General features: G+C 60.2%; 20 protein-coding genes. 5 read left to right on the forward strand and 15 right to left on the reverse strand.

The features are described from left to right. The first annotated feature begins 137 nt into the window (after nt 1-137). Nucleotides 138-716, forward strand: a complete 579-nt coding sequence (locus AC1DYO_RS29275; protein ID WP_477267865.1) for a GNAT family N-acetyltransferase — start codon at nt 138-140, stop codon at nt 714-716. On the opposite strand, the gene AC1DYO_RS29280 is transcribed toward AC1DYO_RS29275, so the two are convergent. After that, on the reverse strand, nt 713-1,348 hold the full coding sequence (locus AC1DYO_RS29280; protein WP_477267866.1) for an outer membrane protein: 636 nt from the start codon (nt 1,346-1,348) through the stop codon (nt 713-715). The two genes, AC1DYO_RS29275 and AC1DYO_RS29280, sit on opposite strands and share 4 nt — an antisense overlap. A gap of 324 nt (nt 1,349-1,672) precedes the next feature. Continuing rightward, the gene (locus tag AC1DYO_RS29285; protein ID WP_477267867.1) at nt 1,673-2,362 is read right to left on the reverse strand and encodes a hypothetical protein; all 690 of its coding nucleotides are present in this window, start codon (nt 2,360-2,362) and stop codon (nt 1,673-1,675) included. 310 nt (nt 2,363-2,672) lie between these two features. Here AC1DYO_RS29285 and AC1DYO_RS29290 point away from each other — a divergent pair, with 310 nt between their 5' ends. Beyond that, nucleotides 2,673-3,881 carry a hypothetical protein gene (locus tag AC1DYO_RS29290; protein ID WP_477267868.1) on the forward strand — a complete coding sequence of 403 codons (1,209 nt, stop codon included), beginning with the start codon at nt 2,673-2,675 and terminating at the stop codon, nt 3,879-3,881. 205 nt (nt 3,882-4,086) lie between these two features. Here AC1DYO_RS29290 and AC1DYO_RS29295 read toward each other — a convergent pair whose 3' ends face one another. Then, a complete protein-coding gene (locus tag AC1DYO_RS29295; RefSeq protein WP_477267869.1) occupies nt 4,087-4,254 on the reverse strand; it encodes a hypothetical protein in 168 nt (55 codons plus the stop codon). A 277-nt stretch (nt 4,255-4,531) separates the two neighbouring features. Between AC1DYO_RS29295 and AC1DYO_RS29300 the strand changes: the two genes are divergently transcribed. Both AC1DYO_RS29300 and AC1DYO_RS29305 read left to right on the forward strand, forming a co-directional pair. Further along, on the forward strand, nt 4,532-5,089 hold the full coding sequence (locus tag AC1DYO_RS29300; RefSeq protein ID WP_095205037.1) for an OsmC family protein: 558 nt from the start codon (nt 4,532-4,534) through the stop codon (nt 5,087-5,089). 58 nt (nt 5,090-5,147) lie between these two features. Further along, nucleotides 5,148-6,377: an NAD(P)-binding domain-containing protein gene (locus AC1DYO_RS29305; protein ID WP_477267870.1), complete on the forward strand. Its 1,230-nt coding sequence runs from the start codon at nt 5,148-5,150 to the stop codon at nt 6,375-6,377. 68 nt (nt 6,378-6,445) lie between these two features. Here the strand turns inward: AC1DYO_RS29305 and AC1DYO_RS29310 are convergent, their stop codons facing one another. From AC1DYO_RS29310 to AC1DYO_RS29365, 12 genes are all read right to left on the reverse strand, one after another. Then, on the reverse strand, nt 6,446-6,895 hold the full coding sequence (locus AC1DYO_RS29310) for a CoA-binding protein (RefSeq protein ID WP_181060517.1): 450 nt from the start codon (nt 6,893-6,895) through the stop codon (nt 6,446-6,448). A 5-nt stretch (nt 6,896-6,900) separates the two neighbouring features. Continuing rightward, a complete protein-coding gene (locus AC1DYO_RS29315; protein WP_477267871.1) occupies nt 6,901-7,272 on the reverse strand; it encodes a 2Fe-2S iron-sulfur cluster-binding protein in 372 nt (123 codons plus the stop codon). Next, entirely contained in the window at nt 7,269-8,624 is a 1,356-nt protein-coding gene (locus AC1DYO_RS29320) for a selenium-binding family protein (RefSeq protein WP_477267872.1), read from the reverse strand. Before AC1DYO_RS29320 ends, AC1DYO_RS29315 begins: the two co-directional genes overlap by 4 nt. A 436-nt stretch (nt 8,625-9,060) precedes the next feature. Then, complete coding sequence (locus tag AC1DYO_RS29325) at nt 9,061-9,900, reverse strand: hypothetical protein (RefSeq protein WP_477267873.1); 840 nt, start codon at nt 9,898-9,900, stop codon at nt 9,061-9,063. A gap of 448 nt (nt 9,901-10,348) precedes the next feature. Further along, the gene (locus AC1DYO_RS29330) at nt 10,349-11,161 is read right to left on the reverse strand and encodes an SDR family NAD(P)-dependent oxidoreductase (protein WP_477267874.1); all 813 of its coding nucleotides are present in this window, start codon (nt 11,159-11,161) and stop codon (nt 10,349-10,351) included. Between the two features lie 13 nt (nt 11,162-11,174). After that, entirely contained in the window at nt 11,175-12,179 is a 1,005-nt protein-coding gene (locus AC1DYO_RS29335) for a sugar phosphate isomerase/epimerase family protein (RefSeq protein WP_477267875.1), read from the reverse strand. After that, on the reverse strand, nt 12,176-12,943 hold the full coding sequence (locus AC1DYO_RS29340; RefSeq protein WP_477267876.1) for an SDR family NAD(P)-dependent oxidoreductase: 768 nt from the start codon (nt 12,941-12,943) through the stop codon (nt 12,176-12,178). Before AC1DYO_RS29340 ends, AC1DYO_RS29335 begins: the two co-directional genes overlap by 4 nt. Before the next feature lie 12 nt (nt 12,944-12,955). Further along, nucleotides 12,956-14,062, reverse strand: a complete 1,107-nt coding sequence (locus AC1DYO_RS29345) for an ABC transporter ATP-binding protein (protein ID WP_477267877.1) — start codon at nt 14,060-14,062, stop codon at nt 12,956-12,958. A gap of 67 nt (nt 14,063-14,129) precedes the next feature. After that, nucleotides 14,130-15,035: a carbohydrate ABC transporter permease gene (locus AC1DYO_RS29350; protein ID WP_477267878.1), complete on the reverse strand. Its 906-nt coding sequence runs from the start codon at nt 15,033-15,035 to the stop codon at nt 14,130-14,132. Beyond that, a complete protein-coding gene (locus AC1DYO_RS29355) occupies nt 15,028-15,963 on the reverse strand; it encodes a carbohydrate ABC transporter permease (protein WP_477267879.1) in 936 nt (311 codons plus the stop codon). Before AC1DYO_RS29355 ends, AC1DYO_RS29350 begins: the two co-directional genes overlap by 8 nt. Before the next feature lie 81 nt (nt 15,964-16,044). After that, on the reverse strand, nt 16,045-17,313 hold the full coding sequence (locus AC1DYO_RS29360; RefSeq protein ID WP_477267880.1) for an ABC transporter substrate-binding protein: 1,269 nt from the start codon (nt 17,311-17,313) through the stop codon (nt 16,045-16,047). A gap of 123 nt (nt 17,314-17,436) precedes the next feature. Continuing rightward, complete coding sequence (locus tag AC1DYO_RS29365; protein ID WP_477267890.1) at nt 17,437-17,670, reverse strand: hypothetical protein; 234 nt, start codon at nt 17,668-17,670, stop codon at nt 17,437-17,439. On the opposite strand from AC1DYO_RS29365, the gene AC1DYO_RS29370 reads away from it, so the two are divergent. After that, a complete protein-coding gene (locus AC1DYO_RS29370; protein WP_477267888.1) occupies nt 17,567-18,664 on the forward strand; it encodes an ROK family protein in 1,098 nt (365 codons plus the stop codon). The genes AC1DYO_RS29365 and AC1DYO_RS29370 overlap by 104 nt on opposite strands. Nucleotides 18,665-18,689 lie beyond the last annotated feature (25 nt).

Consider the following 18,689-nt stretch of genomic DNA (forward strand, 5'->3'; position numbering starts at 1 on the left):
AGGTGAGTCTGCAAATGCCCAAGATGCCTCTACCTGGCCAGCGCATGGGCTTTCCGCCAATAAACGCTGCTCCACGATCGATACTGGTCGACCGATCCGGCGAACATTGTCGGATTCGCACGTTACGACAAGGCGAGGTGAACGAACGGTTCACACGCTGGCTTGGCGATCCAGCCGTCGCCGCGGGGTTAAATATGCCCGGCACGACAATGGGCCTGGATTCGTTTCGCTCCTACGTCGGCAGTTTTGACAACATATGGCGTAACTTGCTGGCGATCCGCATGCTCAACGACGAGCCGATCGGCTTGATCATGGCGGAGATCGACCAGAGGCACCGTATCGGATCATTGCACCTCATCGTCGGGGACACCGCCCATCGACGGCTCCAAATTTCGTTCGAAGCAGTCACGCTCCTGATCTGGCACATGTTTGTCGAACGTGGGATGCAAAAGTTGATGTTTGAGCCGCTGTCTCGCAATCAAGCGGCGGTTACCGCATGCCGACTTGGAATGTTGAGGCAAGAGGGTGAACTGCGGTCCCACCGTCTCGATGCCGGGACAGGCCAAAGGCTCGACCAGCTGATCTTCGCGCTCACGATCGATGAGTTCAAGAGCCGGGTGCGCGCTGTGGCTAGGCTTCCCAAATTCGAAGGACCCGGACTGACCAGGGATTTCGTCCGCGAAACCGCGAGATCTTTTGGTCGTAAGCAGAGCTAGAATCGGTAGGAAATTCCAAAATTTAGGGTCCCGAACCGTGGTTTGAAATCAACCGAGTTCGCTACCTCGACCTTGTCAAACAGATATTCGATGTATTCCGTTTTGAAAGACCATTTTGGAGCGAAGGCGTATTCAAAACCCGCGCCAAATGCGCCGCCGACACGTGTCTTGTTTGAGCTGTCCGTGTCGCCTAAAAAGAAATCAAATGACGTCTTGACGCGCGTAACCGCAACACCCGCGGTCCCGTATAACAACAACTGGTCCGAAGCCAGAAATCCTGCGCGTGCTCTGGCCGAGGCAACCCAATCGAGATCATAAGAATACGAATTTGTCTTGCCGCCAAATATCGGATCTTCGCCCGTCTTTTCGTGAAACCCGAGGAAGTCAAGACTCGCCACGCCGCCGTAGACAAACTGGCCCGACTGCCAATCGTGACCGACGAAAACGCCGCCGACAAACGCAGTGTCATTGAAGTCCGAACCGCTGACGACGCCACCACCGCTGAAGCCTGGGTGCGAAAATCCGGCACCGATCTCCGCACCGGCATAGTAGCCGGTCCAATTGCCATCTTGCGCCTTGGCTGGCGCGACGATGGCCACGAGAGCAACGGATGCATAGAAAATCTTGAACATGAATCACCCCGACCGGGTCTTACCTTACACGCAGGGCATTAAAATGCTGTAGCAATACCGTCACAGTTGCTCCAACAGTTACTCCCTGAGCCGGTCGTTGCTTTTGTATCAGCCTGGCAAGGTTTCACCTCCGCTTCGACCTGCTGCCGACATTTGAACGCCGGATCGGAAACGACCGCGATCACGGCTGAGAATGCCAAGCAGATGTTGGGGAAGTGAGGGGGCGAGAGCCTGGCATTGGGGTGATATGGCAAGGCCCCGGGAGGGGCCTTGTACGCTCGGCCTGTTTCTCGGCATGGCAGTCTAGGCCGAAAGTAAGGGAGATTACGGCCAAGTGGTAAGCTTTCCTAATTCAGAAGGTTCCAACACACTCTGCAAAAAATGGCTGCACTTTTCAGGATTTAGCGGCCGCCGCTGCGACTCGATAACAAGGTGGGCGTCGTCAAGTGAATAGCTGTCAATCACAAGGAACATGCCGATACCGTGACGGACACATTCCTCTCTAATTCTCTCTCCTTGTGGATTTTTTGCGAGTTGGGATTCCGTAACGGGGAAGAATACGTATGAGCGTGTCGCGGCGCTGTTGTGCGCCAGCGCTTCGAAAACGGCAAGGGCCTCGCAATCTGCTGGTCGTTTGACTTCAAAAGTAATTATGTCGAATTCCGGCTCGCGGATGTAAGGAAATTTTCGATTAGCAACGACGGTAAAATCCGGGCGAGTCCAACGCCCTGCGACCTTTGTGTCCTTTCTCGCGGTCTTGGAAACGAAGAAGCGGCCATCTTCTGTTAGCCGATCTTCGTAGTGTGCCTCGAGCATCTTTTCTATGCAAGAATAGTAGTCGCTCTCGAGGATCGAATAGTCCCTATCGGCCAAGGCAACGTACCCTTGAGGTAGTATTTCTAAGTAGCCTTTTTCTGCCCCGTACCCTATCGAATTTTCGACGTTTTCCTCTGGAAAGCCGGCATTTCTTTTTAAGAATGTTCGAGTTTTCTGACCGTTCTCAAGAATTTTCACTATCTTTTCTAGGACTATCTTTTTGTGTATGATAAGCAATTCATTCCCCCTCTGTATGCAATCAAATTTGCGTGGCGCTTAACGCACATTGATGAGATGTGATTGAGGCAATAGGCAAGTGTCTTATCTCGAAATCGAGCGAATTTTATCGCGTTCTTATGCAGTGGACTACACTGAAGGCCGAGCACTCGCCAGGGGTAGTGATGGGTGCGGAGGGCGCACCGTGTACCGCGCGAGAAGATGGTGGCGCTTGTAGGGGAGGTCGGTTAACTTCTAGGTAGTTTTGGATAGATGACAAATTGGATTGTAAATGATTGAAGATGAAACAGCCTACTTTACCATCGATCCGCCCGATGAGTCTGATATGGTTGGAAGTATACAAACATTCGGTGCGGCAACAACCGTTATTGATCAATACCGGACAGCCGGAATTTATTACACTAACTTACCAGATATTGGTGCTGCTTTTACTGATGTTGCTGCGGTAGCTGCCATAAGTAAGATAGCTGAAGGTGGGTTAAATCATTTTCACGAGTTGGAGAGGGCGGAAGCTGCGTGTCAGGCGCTCCTGTTGCATGAAGTTGTCCATGTGATAATGCATGCGCCGAAGATTAACTATGGGAATGGCTTTGCTTCTTATGCTAGATCTGACGAAAATAGCAGAACAGATTTTGGCTATAAACTATTCGCGATTGCACATTCCAGAGATTTCCTTGTTGCGCCCGAATTGGCGCATGTAGAGGGCGACAAGATTTCTAAATCAACGTTTAGCGGCAGCCCGCTAGTCGGTCAGACTCTGGAAAGCCTACATGGGGAGTTCGATTATTGGAGTTCGGACGTTGGGGCTGCTTTAAACGCGACGATATCTCAGCATGGCATCCCAGGGTACATCACAGATTCTAGGTTGCAGCGCACCCGTCGCGGCGATGGATTTCACAAGAGATTTTACAACAGCCTGAGAGTCTCATGGGATGACGCGACGAATGGTACTCCGCCAATTGTCTGTTCGTTCTTACTCCCGCCTTTGCTCGCCGTGGTGTTGAACCGGATGAACAAACGACACCGGCTTTTGGAGACAATCTCTGAACTGAGGGAGGAACTGATGCCAGTTCGAAAAGAATTGGTGGAATTGAACAACTTGGTGACCTCCTCAACAGATGAAGGTGACATACAACGCCGACTGCGCCACCTAACGGACTCTTTCGAAGCTATCATCCCTGAGGCCAGGCTAAGCGACGCTCAGAGACTGCAAAGACGTCTTGCCATTATCCAGAAACTCGTCCGACCTCTAATCAGGTTTATGGCCGGATTTGTCACGAAGACCGGGGTCTCACCAGGAGAGTTGATCCAGCGTTCAGGGGAGATATCAGACGTGGTAATTGAAAGTCGGGCTATCATCGACCGAACCGTAACCGCCCAAACATTCGCAGGCCTTATGAAGATCGAGGCAGTCCAGTCTTTAGTAAAGCATCATTTTTCTTCTACTGAGATCGATGCAATCGAAGCCACCATGCCCTGATCGCGTTTGCTCTTGCAGCTTCCGGGATTGCGTGTGCGGAGCACGCCGAATGCTGCTAGGGACCGAACGTGAACTAAGGCATGAGCGGACAGGCTAAAGCATTCGCAACCCGCCGGGGTCCGCACGCCAATGTTAGCCACCTACGAGCTGGCCTAATTTGGCACCATCCACCGACCGCGCCAGCCATGTTAGCACGCAGCCAAGCTCACGGCGTGGTCGTGAACCCGCACTGCTTCTGTTCCATCTCGATCTGCTTGGTGATGCGGATGGCGTTCTGGGCCTCCGTCACCGAGCCGCTGTTGACGGTCTTGTCCTTCAGCGGGCTGACGGCCGCGCAGAGGGCTTTGTTTGTTTTGGGGGGAGCGCTGGCCATGCCGAAGAACGGCAGCTTTGCGCCGCATGTCGGCCATAGAGGCGAACTTTGCCTCCGCCCGGAAGCAGACACTGCAATTGACCACGCTGAAGGTCGTGGTCGCGCCAGAGCCTGCAAAGGCGCAACTCGGTACACGAGGGCGAGCATTCCGCTGCGGAAACAACTTGAAGAAACGCTTCGCGACCCATAGCATGCCGCGCCATGGTGAAATCTGATCGGGAGGTCAGTGAGATCGGTCGGGTTTTTGAGCCAGTGCAAGGTAGGGAGGATAATAATTATGGCTTCCGAAGTGCAGGCAAACAACGGCGTTAACGTAGAGGCGCTGCTCGCCGCAAAAGAAGCGCTTACCAACGCCCCGGAGGCTGCGCAGTTCAAGTGGCGCGCGGCCTGTGAATGGAAGGACGGCACTCACAGCCATTCGACGGTCGAGAGTTTTTACGGTCTCGGCCAGGATCAGCATCGCAAGACCACCTTCGCATTCGATGCCGACCATCCGGAGGTCTTCGCTTCGCTGGATCAGGGCGCCACGCCTGTCGAATACGTGCTGGTCGGGCTGGCCAGTTGCCTGACCGCCGGCATCGCCGCGGTCGCCCAGAACCGGAACATCCAGTTGAAGTCGGTGAAGGCGACCATCGAAGGCGACATGGATATTGCGGGCATACTTGGTATCGACAGCGACGTCCGCAACGGCTTCAGCGGCATCACGGTGAAATACAACATCGACGCCGACGCCAAGCCCGAGGACATCGAGGCTCTCGTGGCTCAGTCGCAGAAGCGATCGGCGGTCTATGACATTGTCACCAATCCGACGAACGTCACGGTCGTGGTGAATTGAAGGCGCTACGAGCCGTAGACTCTCCTGATGAGAGGGTGCGATTAGTTCCGTCACCACAGTGATCGTCGGCGCGGGGCACGCGGGGCTCGCGATGAGCCGCTGCCTCGCGGAGCGCTCTATCGACCATGTGCTGCTGGAGCGCGGCGAGATCGCCCATACCTGGCGCACCGAGCGATGGGATTCACTGCGGCTGCTCACCCCGAACTGGCAGAGCCGGCTGCCGGGCTTCCGCTATGAAGGCGACAACCCCGACGGCTACCGGACGATGCCTGAGGTGATCGACTTTCTCGGCAACTATGCCAAGGCGATCTCGGCTCCGGTCAGAACCCACACGACCGTTACCTCGGTTCGCGGCGACGGGGCGGGATATCTTGTGCGCACGGACCGCGGCGAGTGGCGGTGTCGGACCGTCGTGCTGGCGTCGGGCGCGTGCAACGTCGCGCGCCTGCCCGATTTCGCCGTCCGCGTGCCGCCGTCGGTCGCCATGCTGACGGCGCAGTCCTACCGCAATCCAGGTCAGGTCGCCGACGGTGGTGTGCTGGTGGCGGGCGCGTCGGCCAGCGGCACCCAGATCGCACAGGAGCTGCAGCGTTCGGGGCGTCAAGTGACCCTGTCGGTGGGCGAGCATATCCGGGCGCCCCGCGTGTATCGCGGCAAGGACCTGGAATGGTGGATGGACGCCGCCGGCGTGCTCGACGAGCGTTACGACGAGGTAGAAGACATCAGGCGGGCGCGGCGGGTTCCTTCGCTGCAGCTTGCCGGCACACCCGACCGCACCACCCTCGACCTCAATGCGCTGGTTGACCTCGGCGTCAAGCTCGTCGGCCGCCTCGCCGGCATCACCGAAGACGGCAAGGCCCAGTTTGCGGGGTCATTGCGCAACATGTGCGCGCTTTCCGATCTCAAGATGGCGCGGCTGCTCGACCTCATCGACGAATGGGCGCGTGCCAACGGCCTGGATGCGACGGTCGGGCCGCCGGATCGCCTGCCGCCGACCTGTGTCGAGGACAGCCCACCGCTCGGCCTCGACATCGCCGGAGGCGCGATCAGGACGATCATCTGGGCCACCGGCTACCGGCCGGACTATTCCTGGCTGGAGCTGCCGGTCCTCGACCGCAAGGGCCACGTCCGCCACGACGGTGGGGTTGCTGAACATCCGGGCCTGTACCTGATGGGGATGCAGTTTCTGCGCCGCCGCAAGTCTGCGCTGATCGACGGCGCCGGCGACGATGCGCGTGATCTCAGCGACCATCTGGCATCGTACCTCAGGCAGAATTCAATCTGCTAGCAGCCAACGTCTAGGACCGAAGGGAACAGATTGGTTACCGCGACGCGCCGAATTCTATGACCCTGCAATCATATTCCCAAGTGCAGCTTCGGCTTCCAGAAGGGGCGGAACAACTCGATCTTGGGACAGCGGTTCATCACCACCTTCAAGCCCGCTTCCTCCGCCAACCGGGCGGCAGCGTCATCGCGCACCCCAATCTGACCCCACAGAACCTTGGCATTGATTGCGATGGCCTCCTGTGCAACTTCCAACAGATCTTCGGAGCGACGAAAAACCTCAACCATATCGACCGGCCGGTCGATGGCCGCCAGTGATGGGTACACTTTGAGCCCTCGAATTTCATCCAGACCGGAACTGGGGTTGACCGGGATCATGTCATAGCCGGTTTCGTGCAGCACCCTGAGAACACCATAGGAAAACTTGGTCTTGTCGGGGCTCGCCCCCACCATCGCGATGGTTTTGACAGATTTCAGAATGTCTTGCAGATAAGCCTCCGAATAGGGCTCATCATGATTCATATGGGTCATTTCTTTGCTTCCAACGGGGTCGCAATGTCGGCTTTCAATTCATGCGGAGCCAGGGGGTCGAGGAAGGGGTTGCGATAGAGCTTGTCGTGGCTTTCGACACCGACCTCCAGCGTGCAGTCGCTCATCGGGCGGGCGACGCAGAGGATTATGTAGCCATTGTTGATCTGGCGGTTGTTCAGCGCCCGCTGCGCCTTTTGATCGACCTTGCCGCTGATCATCTTTGCCGCACAGCTTATGCAGCCGCCATACTTGCACCCATAGGGCAGGTCCACGCCCTGCTCGCGCAGGCTTTGCAAGAGGGGCTTCCGCCGGTCGACGTGAAAGGCCGCACCGCCTTGATTGGCGAGAGTGATGGTGAAGCTGGTCATACCCAGATGTCACTCGTGCAATCACCGCCGGGATAACGGGTTTCGTGGCAGCGGCTTGGTCCATTTGGTTCCTTACCAAAATCAACAACGAATAGCGGATCGATTTCCATGCCGCCGTTTTCCGTATCGCAATTGACCATCAGCATGCACCCGCCATTGGTGCGGATTTCCGGATAGAACTGATTATCCCAGGTCGAGAAGAGTGAGGTCGTCACATAGAGGCGCTTGCCGTCGAGGCTGAGCTGTATCATCTGAGGCCCGCCAGTCACTTTCACGCCATTGACCTCAGGCGCACGGCCGAGAAGTCCGCCCATCCACACTTGTCCGGTAAGCTTGGCGTTGTGAGGGTCCGAGATGTCGTATTGACGAATATCGCCATGCAACCAGTTGCACAGATAGAGGTATCTATCGTCCATGCTGAGCAGAATGACCGAGATCACGCCCGGTATTGGTATCGGCCATTCGGGATGCGGCTCATTGCCGACATCGACAATTTTTTCCCATTGCCAGTCACCCGCCGCGTCCTTCCACCAATGGATGATATTTGCAGAAAGGGCCGCGCCAACAAAGCCGTGACTGCTGTCGGGGTTATGATGGAATCGCACTTCCAGTGGGATCAGACCATCTTCACCGAGATAGAATGTTTGCTTTGGCTCCTTCTTTTCAAAATCCCAGAAATGGATCTCTCGGCCATATTTCAGATGGCCAACCTCTTCCAGGTCAAAACCAGGCATGAAGGTGTTGGGCGCGGCCCACTCCGAGCTGACCATTACGTTGTGTCGCGGCTGGTACCAGAAATCATAACCAAACTTGATACTGCCCATGGAGTTTTCCCAACGGCCAACAATCTCGAACTCCTTGCTGAGTTGCAGATAGCCGCCGGGGGCGTTGCCTTGAGCGTCGCCCAGCATGGAAACGATGATGTCCGAGCCGAGGCAGTGCACCGTGTGCGGTGCCGACAGATTGGTCCTGGCTTTGATGTCAGCGCCGTCTATCACCTTGAACAGTATCGGATTGCGCGGATCGGTAGCGCAATCGACAATATGCAGATTTGACGAGCGCACACCCGGCACAATCAGATATTTCCGCTCTATGCTCGCATCGCCATGGCACGACGAACAGGCATTCCAGCCCGAGTGATGAAGCTCATCGCCAATGCCCGGCATTTGCAAACGCGAAATCACCTGGCTGTAGGTCGAACTCTCCGGGTCGACATCGATGGTGCACAGATAGTCCGGCTTCTGAATGCCCGTGCCGGTGTAGATGGCAATCGTATAGAGCAGCTTTTCGCGAGGTGCCGTCATCGCCTCGGCTGGAGAAGCATAGCCCGGTCCACAGCAATGATTGGTCATGGGTACTTCCCTTTGAACAGATCACTGGCCAGCCCCAACGGGGTCGAGCTGGAATGTTAGTGCATGCTTGGCATTGGCGCTATGGCCGGGGTGGATTGTGAAGTGCGCACGTGACGTACAACTTGGCGACAGAGCCCCCGTGGGACGCCACGTATTGACCGCCCGAGGGTTATTGAGAACCCTTGCAGCGGCCCAATCATCATCGGAGCGTATGGCAGCGAACCGTAACCAGGTCAGCACGGCGCTTAAAGGTCCGCTTCTGGCCTTCCGAGCCTCGAAGCCGCCATTCCGCTTTCGGCCAAAATGCGACTTCAGCCCTCGGTTCCGACACGTCCGCTCATGGCGCGCTGGCGTCCTGTAGGCACGTGCTTGTTCTCTCGCCCGCCTTCAGGCACGCCACTTGTCTGTCCATCAGCCCCCCAGAACACAGGCTCATTCACGGCGTGGTCGTGAACCCGCACTGCTTCTGTTCCATCTCGATCTGCTTGGTGATGCGGATGGCGTTCTGGGCGTAGGCTTCCGTCACCGAGCCGCTGTTGACGGTCTTGTCCTTCAGCGGGCTGACGGCCGCGCAGAGGTGGAAGACATGCTCCGTGTCCGACTTCGCGGCGCCGTTTTCCGGCGCGATCCAGTAGACGACATCCTGACCGGCGGGGTGTGCCGCGTCCTTCGTTGCATCAGCCACCGTGGTGGAGTCGGTGGCGATCGCCTGCGCCTGGGCGGCGACCTCGGGCGAACAGGCTGTGGTCGGCTGCCCCGCCTTGATCTGGGTCGCGCACGCGTTCATGTCCTGCGTGTACTGCTCGACCGACGGGGGCTGGTAACTGACCCCGATCAGCGTCGCAACCACGGCCAGCACAGCGCCGATACCGCCGGCAACCTTCTTGCTCTTCGGGTCCATGTTCTTGTCGTTGAGGATCAGCAGAACCAGCGGCAGGAAGGCAATCAGCGTGATGATCGCGCCGAGCTGGTTCTGGACGAAGAACCTGAATGTGTCGGAGGCGCGGGCCGGATCCTTCCTGTTGGCCGCCTTCCAGAGCAGGCTGCCGGCGATGGCAAATATCGCGATCCCGACCAGAATGCCGATCAGCAGCGGCAGGTTTCCGTGGTCGAACTTGTGCTTGTAGAGCAAGACAATCCCGGCGATCTCGCCGCCGATGGCAATGATCCACGAGAGCGCCGCGAAAAGGCGCAGCCGCGAGGCGCCGGCCTTCTGGCCCTGCGATGCTTGCCAATCCTTGGTAACGTCTGCGGCCGGCTTGTTGTCGTCAGTCATGACCAGGTCCCCCGATGTCGACACTTTTGCGGGGCGGCGTCAAAGGCGCCCGGCGCAGCGTCATTGAACGAACGTCGCCTGCCTCAGCGCGAAGCGCCAAATCAGACCATATCCCCATCCATATTGCGCATGGGTGGATTCGTCCATACCCAAGGGGCAGGGGCGGCGATGGTTGCGTTCCACGCGCCCGATGGGGGTAGTTCACTCGGCTGCGGGCAGGGCAATCGCATATGGCGGCGCCAGCCCCCCACTCCGGCCGCTGCGCGGCCACCTCTCCCCCATGTCCATGGGGGAGAGGAAACCCAAGCCTTTCAAGGCAGCGACCTCGGCGGTTGGCATTTCCTCTCCCCCACGAATGTGGGGGTAGAGGTGGCTCGGCGAAGCCGAGACGGAGTGGGGGAGCGCCAGATGCAATTACCCTGCGGCAGCCAGTGCGAATCGCCGCGATTCACCCCGGAAAGATCGTAAACCCGCCATCGACGCGGATGACCTGGCCGTTGATGAAGCGCGCGCGGGGGCCGGCGAGGAAGGCCACCGCCTCGGCGATCTCTTCGGGCTCCGCATAGCGGTTCAGCGATTTCCTGCTCGAATCCATGCGCTCCGGATCGACCGTGCGGGTCGCCTGGAATCGTGCCGTCTTGGTGGCGCCGGGGCTGACCGCATTGATGCGCACGCCGTCGTCGATCAGTTCCTTGGCCAGGCAGCGCGTGTAATGCACGACCGCGGCCTTCAACGTGGAGTAGACGACCTCGGGCGAGCAGCCGATATGTGCCGCCGCCGAGGCGATGTTGATGACGGAGCCGCCGCCGCGCTGCTTCATCGGCGGCACGAACGCCTGGCAGATCAGCATCGTGCCGATCAGATTGTTCTCGGTCAGCACGCGGATGTCGTCCAGTTCGATGTCGAGGGCGTTGTTTGGGTTCGGCTTGCCGCCCTTGGCGCCGATATCGCCGCCGGCACAATTGACCAGCACATGCACGTCGCCGAGATCGGCCTCGATCTTGCGCTTCATCTCGGCCACCGCCTTCTGGTCGCCAATGTTGCCGGTCACCGAGGTCACCTTCGTCCCATGCCGCTTCAGCCGCTCGACCACTTCGCCGAGATTGGCGAACTCGCCATATTTGGCCGGCGCCGTTTCATCCATGTCGTGGATCGCGACATTGGCGCCGAGTTCCGCCAGGCGCTCGGCCATCACGCGGCCTAGGCCACGGCCGGAGCCGGTTACGAAGGCGGTCAATCCATCGAGTTCACGTGCAGTCATCAGATATTCTCCATCAAACCAGATTGCGCATGTTGGCGGCGCTGCGCCAGATCATGTCGAGCTCATAGGAAACCAGGGAACCGTCGTCTTCGCGCTCCCAGGGGGTGCGGTAGTCGGCATCGTCGGGTAGCCGATTGCGCTGGGCTGCCGCCAGGCAGGCGGCAAATTCGCGCGCCGTCTTCTCGGGATAGCCGTGCCACCAGTCGTCGCTGAGAAAGCGGACATGCCGCGCCTCCAATGCGCCGGGTTCGAGAACGGCGGTCATGCGATCGTGGTGCTGGCCAAGAATGGCGAACAGCTCGGCAAACGGCACCGCGCCATCGCCGATGGCACAACGGATCAGCCGGTAACCTTCGGTCGTGAACTGCACGCGGTAGTCCTTGAGGTGGACATGGCGGACATAGGGTGCGATCCGCCGCGTGAAATCGAGCGGCGCTTCGCCGACCGGGAATGTGTTGCCGGTGTCGAAGGTGACGCCGACGCCTTCGCCGCCAAGGGCGCAGAAATCGACGATTTCCCCGCTGGTAAAATCCTGGTGGTTTTCGATCGCAAGGACATGTCCCTGGGCAGACGCGCGGGCACCCCACTCCACCAATCGCTCCCGAATGATGCCGGCATACTCGCCCCATTTTTCGCCGGCAGCGTTGCGGTCGCCGCACAGAACCGGCGTCAGCGCTGTTCGGATGATTTTGGCCTTCAGCAGGCGCGCGGCCCGAAAAGCATCGTCGAGCGGTTCGCCCACCAGCAGGCCGCCGCTTACGACCGGTGTAATGCCAAGGCCGGCGAGCCGTTCGCGCAGCGCGATCACCGCGTCGTCGGAAAGCTCGCTCAGCCATGGCACCCAGATCTCCAGCACCAGCGCGCCGAGTTCGGTCGCCAGCGCGATGAAACCTTCCAGCCTTGCAGGCTGGGGATTGGCGCGTGGCGTGCCGCGACCCTGGAGGCCGAGATGATAGGTCAGGCCGTAGGGGTTCAGGCCGACCTCAAGCATGAAGTGATCCTTTGATTTGGCTGTCATCGCAGGCCGGCATCCACGGTGATCGACTGCTTGGTGATCATGCGGCTGTCGTCGGCAGCGAGGAACAGCACCGTGCGCGCGATCTCCTCGCCGAGCAGGACTCGGCGGATCATCTGGCGCTGCACCACCTGGTCGACCGACGCCGGCGTCTTGAACCAAAGCTGCCGCTGCCGGTCGGTGATGACGGCGCCCGGCTCGATGGCGTTGACGCGGATGTTGTCGGGGCCGAACGCCTGCGCCAGCGCGAAGGTCAGCCCGATCACCGCAGCCTTGGCCGTCGCATAGGGCGCCATCTCGGCTGCGCCGAAACGCCAGGCGATCGAGGAAAAATTGACGATCGAACCAAAGCCCAATTCCTTCATGTGCGGATGCACGGCCTGGGCGGCAAAGAAATGGTGCCTGAGGTTCACGTCCTGGGCGTGGTCCCAGGTCGCCTGCGTGATGTCGGCGACTAGGTGGCGATTGTCATCGGCGGCGTTGTTGACCAGCACCGCGACCGGCCCGAGGCGCTCGCGCACCGTGCCGATCGCAGCCTGAAGGGCAGGGATGTCGGTCACGTCGCAGCGCAGGAACAGTGGCGCGTGCGCTGCCGTGGCAGCGAGTTCGCGCGCAAGCGTCTCGCCGGCTTCCTGCTGCAGATCGAAAAACGCCACACGTGCGCCATTGGCGGCGAAGGCGCTGACCGTGTCGGCGCCGATGCCCGACGCGCCGCCGCTGATCAGCACGACACGCTCAGTCAGGCTCGGATAGGTGGCAAAGGACAATGCGGAACTCTTTCAAATCAGGCGTTGGGTCGTCGGGTCGAACAGGCACGCCCGCGCCATGTCGATGCCGAGCGTCACCGTCTCGCCCATGCGTGGCGTGCCGTCGGGGTCGAAACGGCCGGTGATCTCCTTGCCGCCCAGGCGCAGAACGGCCATGGTCTCCGCGCCTGTCGGCTCGACCAGTTCGACCACCGCATCGATTTGCGCGATGCCTGGCTTGCGCCGCGCCAGATCGGGATCGAACCGGTAAATGTGCTCCGGCCGGATGCCGAGAATGAGCTGTCGCGGCGTATCGGATGGGAGCGCGTGGACGACCGGCAGGCTGGCCGTCTTGCCGTCTGCAGTCTGCAAGGCGACAGCGGGGCGCCCGCCTTCCTCGCTCAGTTCGGTCGGCAAAAAATTCATCGCCGGCGAACCCATGAAGCCGGCGACGAACATGTTGGCCGGACGGTTGTAGATCGTGGCCGGCTCGTCGAATTGCTGGACCTCGCCCTGATGCATCACGGCGATGCGCGATGCCAGCGTCATCGCCTCGACCTGATCATGGGTGACGTAAACCGTCGTCTTGCCGACGCGGTGATGCAGCTTCTTGATTTCGGTGCGCATGTCGACGCGCAGCTTGGCGTCGAGATTGGAGAGCGGCTCGTCGAACAGGAACAGTTTCGGATCGCGCACCAGCGCCCGGCCCATCGCGACGCGCTGGCGCTGGCCGCCTGAGAGCTGTCCGGGCTTGCGCCCAAGCAGCGGTTCGATCTGCAGGAAAGCGGCAACCCGCTTGACCGCCTCATCCTGCTGCGGCTTCGGCACGCGGCGGCTTTCCATGCCGAAGGTGATGTTCTCGCGCACCGTCATCGTCGGGTAAAGCGCGTAGGACTGGAACACCATGGCGATGTCGCGGTCCTTCGGTGCCACCGAATTGACCAGCCGGCCGTCGATGCGGATTTCGCCGGAGGTAACAGATTCCAGCCCGGCGATCATCGCCAGCAGGGTGGACTTGCCGCAGCCGGATGGTCCGACCAGCGCGATGAACTCGCCGTTCTGCGCCTCGAGATCGATGCCCTTCAGCACCTCGACCGCGCCGAAGTTCTTGCGCAGGGATCGGATGGTCAATGTCGACATGCGATGCCCTTCTTGGCGGTCGGTGCGATCGGCGACATGCGACAGGCTCCGCTCACTTGATCGCGGCTCACTTGATCGCGCCTTGGGTCAGGCCGCGGACGAAATACTTGCCGCCGAAGAGATAGATCAGCAGCGGCGGCAGCGCGCCGATCAGCACGGCGGCGCTCATGACATCGTAGGCGCGTACATTCGTGCCGCTTGCCGTCAGCGCGACGAGCGCGGCCGTGATCGGTTGCTGCTGCCCGGAGGTGAAGACGACACCGAACAGATATTCGTTCCAGATGCCGGTGAACTGCCAGATCACCGTGACGATCAGGATCGGTGAGGAGAGCGGCAGAATGATCTTGCGGAAGATGCGCCAGAAGCCGGCGCCGTCGATGCGCGCCGCCTTGATGAGATCGTCGGGGATGCTGACATAGTAGTTGCGGCAGAACAAAGTGGTGAACGAAATGCCCTGGATGACATGGATGAGGATGAGCCCGTAGACCGAATTGCTGAGGCCGAGATTGCCGAGGATGAACGCCCACGGCATCAACGAAATCTGGCCCGGAATGAAGACGCCGAGCAGCATGCAGGTGAACAGCGCTTCCGAACCCCTGAAACGCCATTTCGACAGGATGTAGCCGTTCATCGCGCCGACCGCAGTCGAGATGATGGTCGCCGGGATGGTCATTTTCAAAGAGTTGTAGAAGTTGCGCTGCATGCCCTCGCAGGTGCCGCCGATGCAGTAGGTGCTCCAGGCCTGGCCCCAGGCTTCGAGGCGGAAGCTGCGTGGCAGCGAGATCAACCCGTTGCGCGCGATCTCTTGCTGGTCGCGGAATGAATTCAGCACCACGACCAGCAACGGGATCAGGTAGATCGCCGCGAAGACAACCAGCAGCCCGTAGATGACGAAGCGGGTGAGGAAATGCCGGCGCGCCGCAACCGTGGCGGCGCGATGATCGAGGGACTGGTCCAGCGAGACGTCAGCCATGGCCGGCTTCCTTGCGCCGGCGCCAGACCACCCAGAACGAATAGGGCACCAGCACCACGGCAAGAGCGGCAAGCATCATGATGGCTGCCGCGGCACCTTCGCCGATCTGGCCGCGTTGGAACATCAGGTCATAGACGTAGATGGCGGGGAAGGTTGTCGAGATTCCCGGGCCACCTTTGGTGAGGGCAGCCACGAGGTCGAAGGTCTTGATGGCGAACTGGATCTGGATGACGGCGACCGCCAGGAAGATCGGCGCAATCGTTGGCAGAAGGACTTTGCGATAGATGCGGAAGGTCGATGCGCCGTCGATCTGCGCGGCCTTGACGAGGTCCTGATCCACCGAGCGCAGACCGGCCAGGAAGAGCGCCATGGCAAAGCCCGAGGACTGCCAGACACCGGTGATGATCACCGCGTAGATCGCATAGTGCCGGTCGCTGGCGAGAGCGAAACTGAAATTCGTCCAGCCGAAACCGCGCACCAGCGCCTGGATGCCGTCGACCGGGTTGTAGAGCCAGCTCCAGACCGTGCCGGTGACGATGAAGGAGACCGCCAGCGGATAGAGGAAGATGGTGCGCCAGGCCGCTTCGCCGCGCACCCGCTGGTCGATCAGGATCGCCAGCAGCAGTCCCACGGCCATCGAGCCGACGATGTAGAAACCGCTGAAGAAGAAGAGGTTGGTGTAGGCGATGTTCCAGCGCCGGTTCGCCCACAGCGACGCATAGTTGTCCAGGCCGACGAAGCCGTAGGTCGGCAGCAGCGAGGAGTTCGACAGCGAGATGTAGAGCGTCCAGCCTGTGAACACGAAGACGTAGATGAAGCTCGCCACAAGGGAAGGGCCGAGCACCAGCAAGGGCACCGCGGAGCCCAGCCGCTCGCGCCAAGGGCGGACGGGCGTCGGGACCGACAGGATCAGGTCGTGATTTGACATTCAGGGCACGGGACTGGCAGGGCGCGGAACTGGGATGAGGATGGCCGGGTGCGGATAGAAATTGCGCCCGGCCATTCCCGTCTACTTCTGTGCTTCTGCCGCGTCGGCCATCGCATTGGCGCCGTCCTGCGCTGACATATCGGGCGTCGCCACGAACTCGGTAATGGAGTCCATGATCGCGCCGCGCATCTTCTGCGGGATGGTCATGTTGTGCGCCATCGAGCGGACCAGCGTGCCTTCCTTGATCGAAGCCTGCAGATCCTTCTGCGAGAGCTGCTGGCACGGATTGAAGCCCTTCGACAGATCGATATCCAGGCGTGCGGGGATCGAGCCCTTGGCCTGGTTGAAGACCGTCTGGAAGTCGGCCGACAGGATCAGGCTGGCAAGCAGCTTCTGGCCGTCAATGTAATCCTGGTCCTTCTGCTTGAAGAACACGACCGAGTCCGAGTTGAGGATGAAGCCGGGTTTGCCCCAATCGGTCGGCGCCTGGGCGCAGACATAGTCGGTGCCTTCCTTGAAGCCGGCGGCGGTCAGCAGGCCGATCGTCCAGTCGCCCATGATGTGGAACGCCGCGTCGCCCTTGCCGACGAGCGCCGACATCGAATCCCAATCGCGGCCGACCATGCCCGGATCCATGTACTTGCTCGTCATCAGGCGCATCTGCTCGAAGGCCTTGACCATCCCCGGGCTGCGCATGGATTCGACATCGCCCTGGACGAAGGCCTTGCGATAGAGATCGATGTCCTGGCCGTAGAGCACGACCTCGAACACCGTCGAATCCGTCCAGTCGGCGGTCGAATGCGAAATGCAGATCTTGCCGGAGGCGACGATCTTGTCGCACGCCGCATTGAACTCGGCCCAGGTCTTCGGCATTTCCGCCACGCCGGCGGCCTGCATGACCTTCGGCGAGGCCCAGAGCCAGTTGATGCGGTGGATGTTCATGGGGGCGGCGACCCATTTGCCGGTCGGCTTCATCACCGGAAGCAATTCCGGCGCCACCACTTTCTCCCATCCTTCCGAGGCCGCCAGCTCGTCGAGATCGGCGGTCATGCCGGTCTCGTTCCACTCGGCGATTTCCGGGCCTTTGAGCTGCACGGCAGGCGGGGCATTGCCGGCGATCACGTCGGCACGCAGCTTGGCCAGCGTATTGGCCGTGTGACCGGCGATCGAGGTCTGTTCCCATTTGCCGCCCTTGGCGGTGAACATCTCGCCGAGCTTGGCGATCGCCTGGGCGTCCGATCCGGTCGACCATTGGTGCAAAAGGTTCGTCTTGGGCTCGGCGAAGGCTGCCCCGGCGGCAAAGGTGCACGCGGCAGCAGCGACCGCGAGGGCGGTCATGGCGGATTTCATGGTTTCACTCCCACATATGGTTGCACGGTTCGTCTCGACCGCTTATGGCCGCGGTTTGAAGCCGCCGCCGGCGAGATGCGTTAATCTCGAATTCTTTCCAAGATGACATATTGGAACTATCAGTCAACGATGTTTATGTTGATCCATGACAAAACCTTCGCTTAGAACCTGGCTGATCGACAGACCGTCCGCGTCGCCGGAGAGCATGATCGTGCGCTGCCTGAGCGAGCGCGGCGTGCTCTCCGCGTCGCAGATCGCACGCGTCACCGGTTTGGCGCGCTCGACTGTCTCGACCGCGCTCAACGGCTTGAGAAAGTCGGGGATGGTGATCGAAGCCCCGACCAGCAGCGATGGCATCAGAGGTATCGGCAGGCCAGCCGCGGCCGTGACGCTCAATCCGACAGCGGGCACCTGCGTCGGAATCCACCTGGCTCTTCAGCAGATACGGCTCATCGTCGCCGATGTCTCGCATTCCGTCATTGCCGAACAAACTATATCAATGGCTCTGGACTACCAGCCGCAACAGGCGGCCCAGATGGTCAAATCCGCAATTGCCCAATCTTACAAGGAAAACGGTCTGCCGATGGCGGGGCTCCTGGGGGTTGGTGTCTCCGTCTCCGGCCCTGTCAGCCGCGACGGAGTGGTGCTGCGCGCGAGCATGGTTCCAACATGGGCCGGCGTCAACATCCGAGATGTGTTCGGGCCCGTCCTGGAACAGCCGATCTTCGCCGACAATGAGAGCAACTGCTCGGCCATTGCCGAGCTGATGTGGGGTGCGGCCGTCGGCCAGGACGATTTCGTGCTGTTCAAGATCGATCTGGGTGTCGGCGGGGCTATTGTCCAGAATGGCCGGCTGGTCACGGGCATCGCCGGCGGCGCCGGCGAGTTCGGGCACATCAGCATCGATCCCGGCGGCGATCTTTGCCGGTGCGGCAACCGCGGATGCCTGGAGCTCTATGCGAGTTTTACCCGGCCGCTGGAACAGATTTCGCGTGTCGTGCGGCGGCAAGTCACCATGGACGATGTCATCACCATGGCCGAGCAGGGCGACGTCAGGGCGCTGCGGATGATCGAGGATACCGCCGAGATCGCCGGCCGGGGTCTCGGTCTGATCGGCTCGGTGCTCAATCCGCCGCTTATCATCATCGGCGGCCACATGGCTTTGGCGGGCGACATTCTGTTGACGCCGCTGATCGCGTCCTATGAACGCCACACGCTCATCAAGTCCCGCGATGTCGCTCCGGCCCTGCGCACGCGCATCATCGTTGGCAAGCACACCGAGAACGATGCCTTGCTGGGCGCGGTCGGCCTGGTGCTGAGGCACCAGACGAAGGAACTGTCGCTCGGCTGATCGTCAGAATCAGTCACTTGTGCCA

The sequence above is a fragment of the Mesorhizobium sp. P2_F5 genome, assembly GCF_056403715.1.

Bases quoted from the DNA above. Each gene is read 5' to 3' on its own strand.
- AC1DYO_RS29310 (WP_181060517.1), bottom strand. From the start codon at position 6,895: ATGAATCATGATGAGCCCTATTCGGAGGCTTATCTGCAAGACATTCTG.
- AC1DYO_RS29315 (WP_477267871.1), bottom strand. From the start codon at position 7,272: ATGACCAGCTTCACCATCACTCTCGCCAATCAAGGCGGTGCGGCCTTT.
- AC1DYO_RS29280 (WP_477267866.1), bottom strand. From the start codon at position 1,348: ATGTTCAAGATTTTCTATGCATCCGTTGCTCTCGTGGCCATCGTCGCG.
- AC1DYO_RS29330 (WP_477267874.1), bottom strand. From the start codon at position 11,161: ATGACTGCACGTGAACTCGATGGATTGACCGCCTTCGTAACCGGCTCC.
- AC1DYO_RS29295 (WP_477267869.1), bottom strand. From the start codon at position 4,254: ATGGCCAGCGCTCCCCCCAAAACAAACAAAGCCCTCTGCGCGGCCGTC.
- AC1DYO_RS29345 (WP_477267877.1), bottom strand. From the start codon at position 14,062: ATGTCGACATTGACCATCCGATCCCTGCGCAAGAACTTCGGCGCGGTC.
- AC1DYO_RS29290 (WP_477267868.1), top strand. From the start codon at position 2,673: ATGATTGAAGATGAAACAGCCTACTTTACCATCGATCCGCCCGATGAG.
- AC1DYO_RS29350 (WP_477267878.1), bottom strand. From the start codon at position 15,035: ATGGCTGACGTCTCGCTGGACCAGTCCCTCGATCATCGCGCCGCCACG.
- AC1DYO_RS29335 (WP_477267875.1), bottom strand. From the start codon at position 12,179: ATGACAGCCAAATCAAAGGATCACTTCATGCTTGAGGTCGGCCTGAAC.
- AC1DYO_RS29320 (WP_477267872.1), bottom strand. From the start codon at position 8,624: ATGACCAATCATTGCTGTGGACCGGGCTATGCTTCTCCAGCCGAGGCG.
- AC1DYO_RS29365 (WP_477267890.1), bottom strand. From the start codon at position 17,670: ATGCCATCGCTGCTGGTCGGGGCTTCGATCACCATCCCCGACTTTCTC.
- AC1DYO_RS29300 (WP_095205037.1), top strand. From the start codon at position 4,532: ATGGCTTCCGAAGTGCAGGCAAACAACGGCGTTAACGTAGAGGCGCTG.
- AC1DYO_RS29325 (WP_477267873.1), bottom strand. From the start codon at position 9,900: ATGACTGACGACAACAAGCCGGCCGCAGACGTTACCAAGGATTGGCAA.
- AC1DYO_RS29360 (WP_477267880.1), bottom strand. From the start codon at position 17,313: ATGAAATCCGCCATGACCGCCCTCGCGGTCGCTGCTGCCGCGTGCACC.
- AC1DYO_RS29355 (WP_477267879.1), bottom strand. From the start codon at position 15,963: ATGTCAAATCACGACCTGATCCTGTCGGTCCCGACGCCCGTCCGCCCT.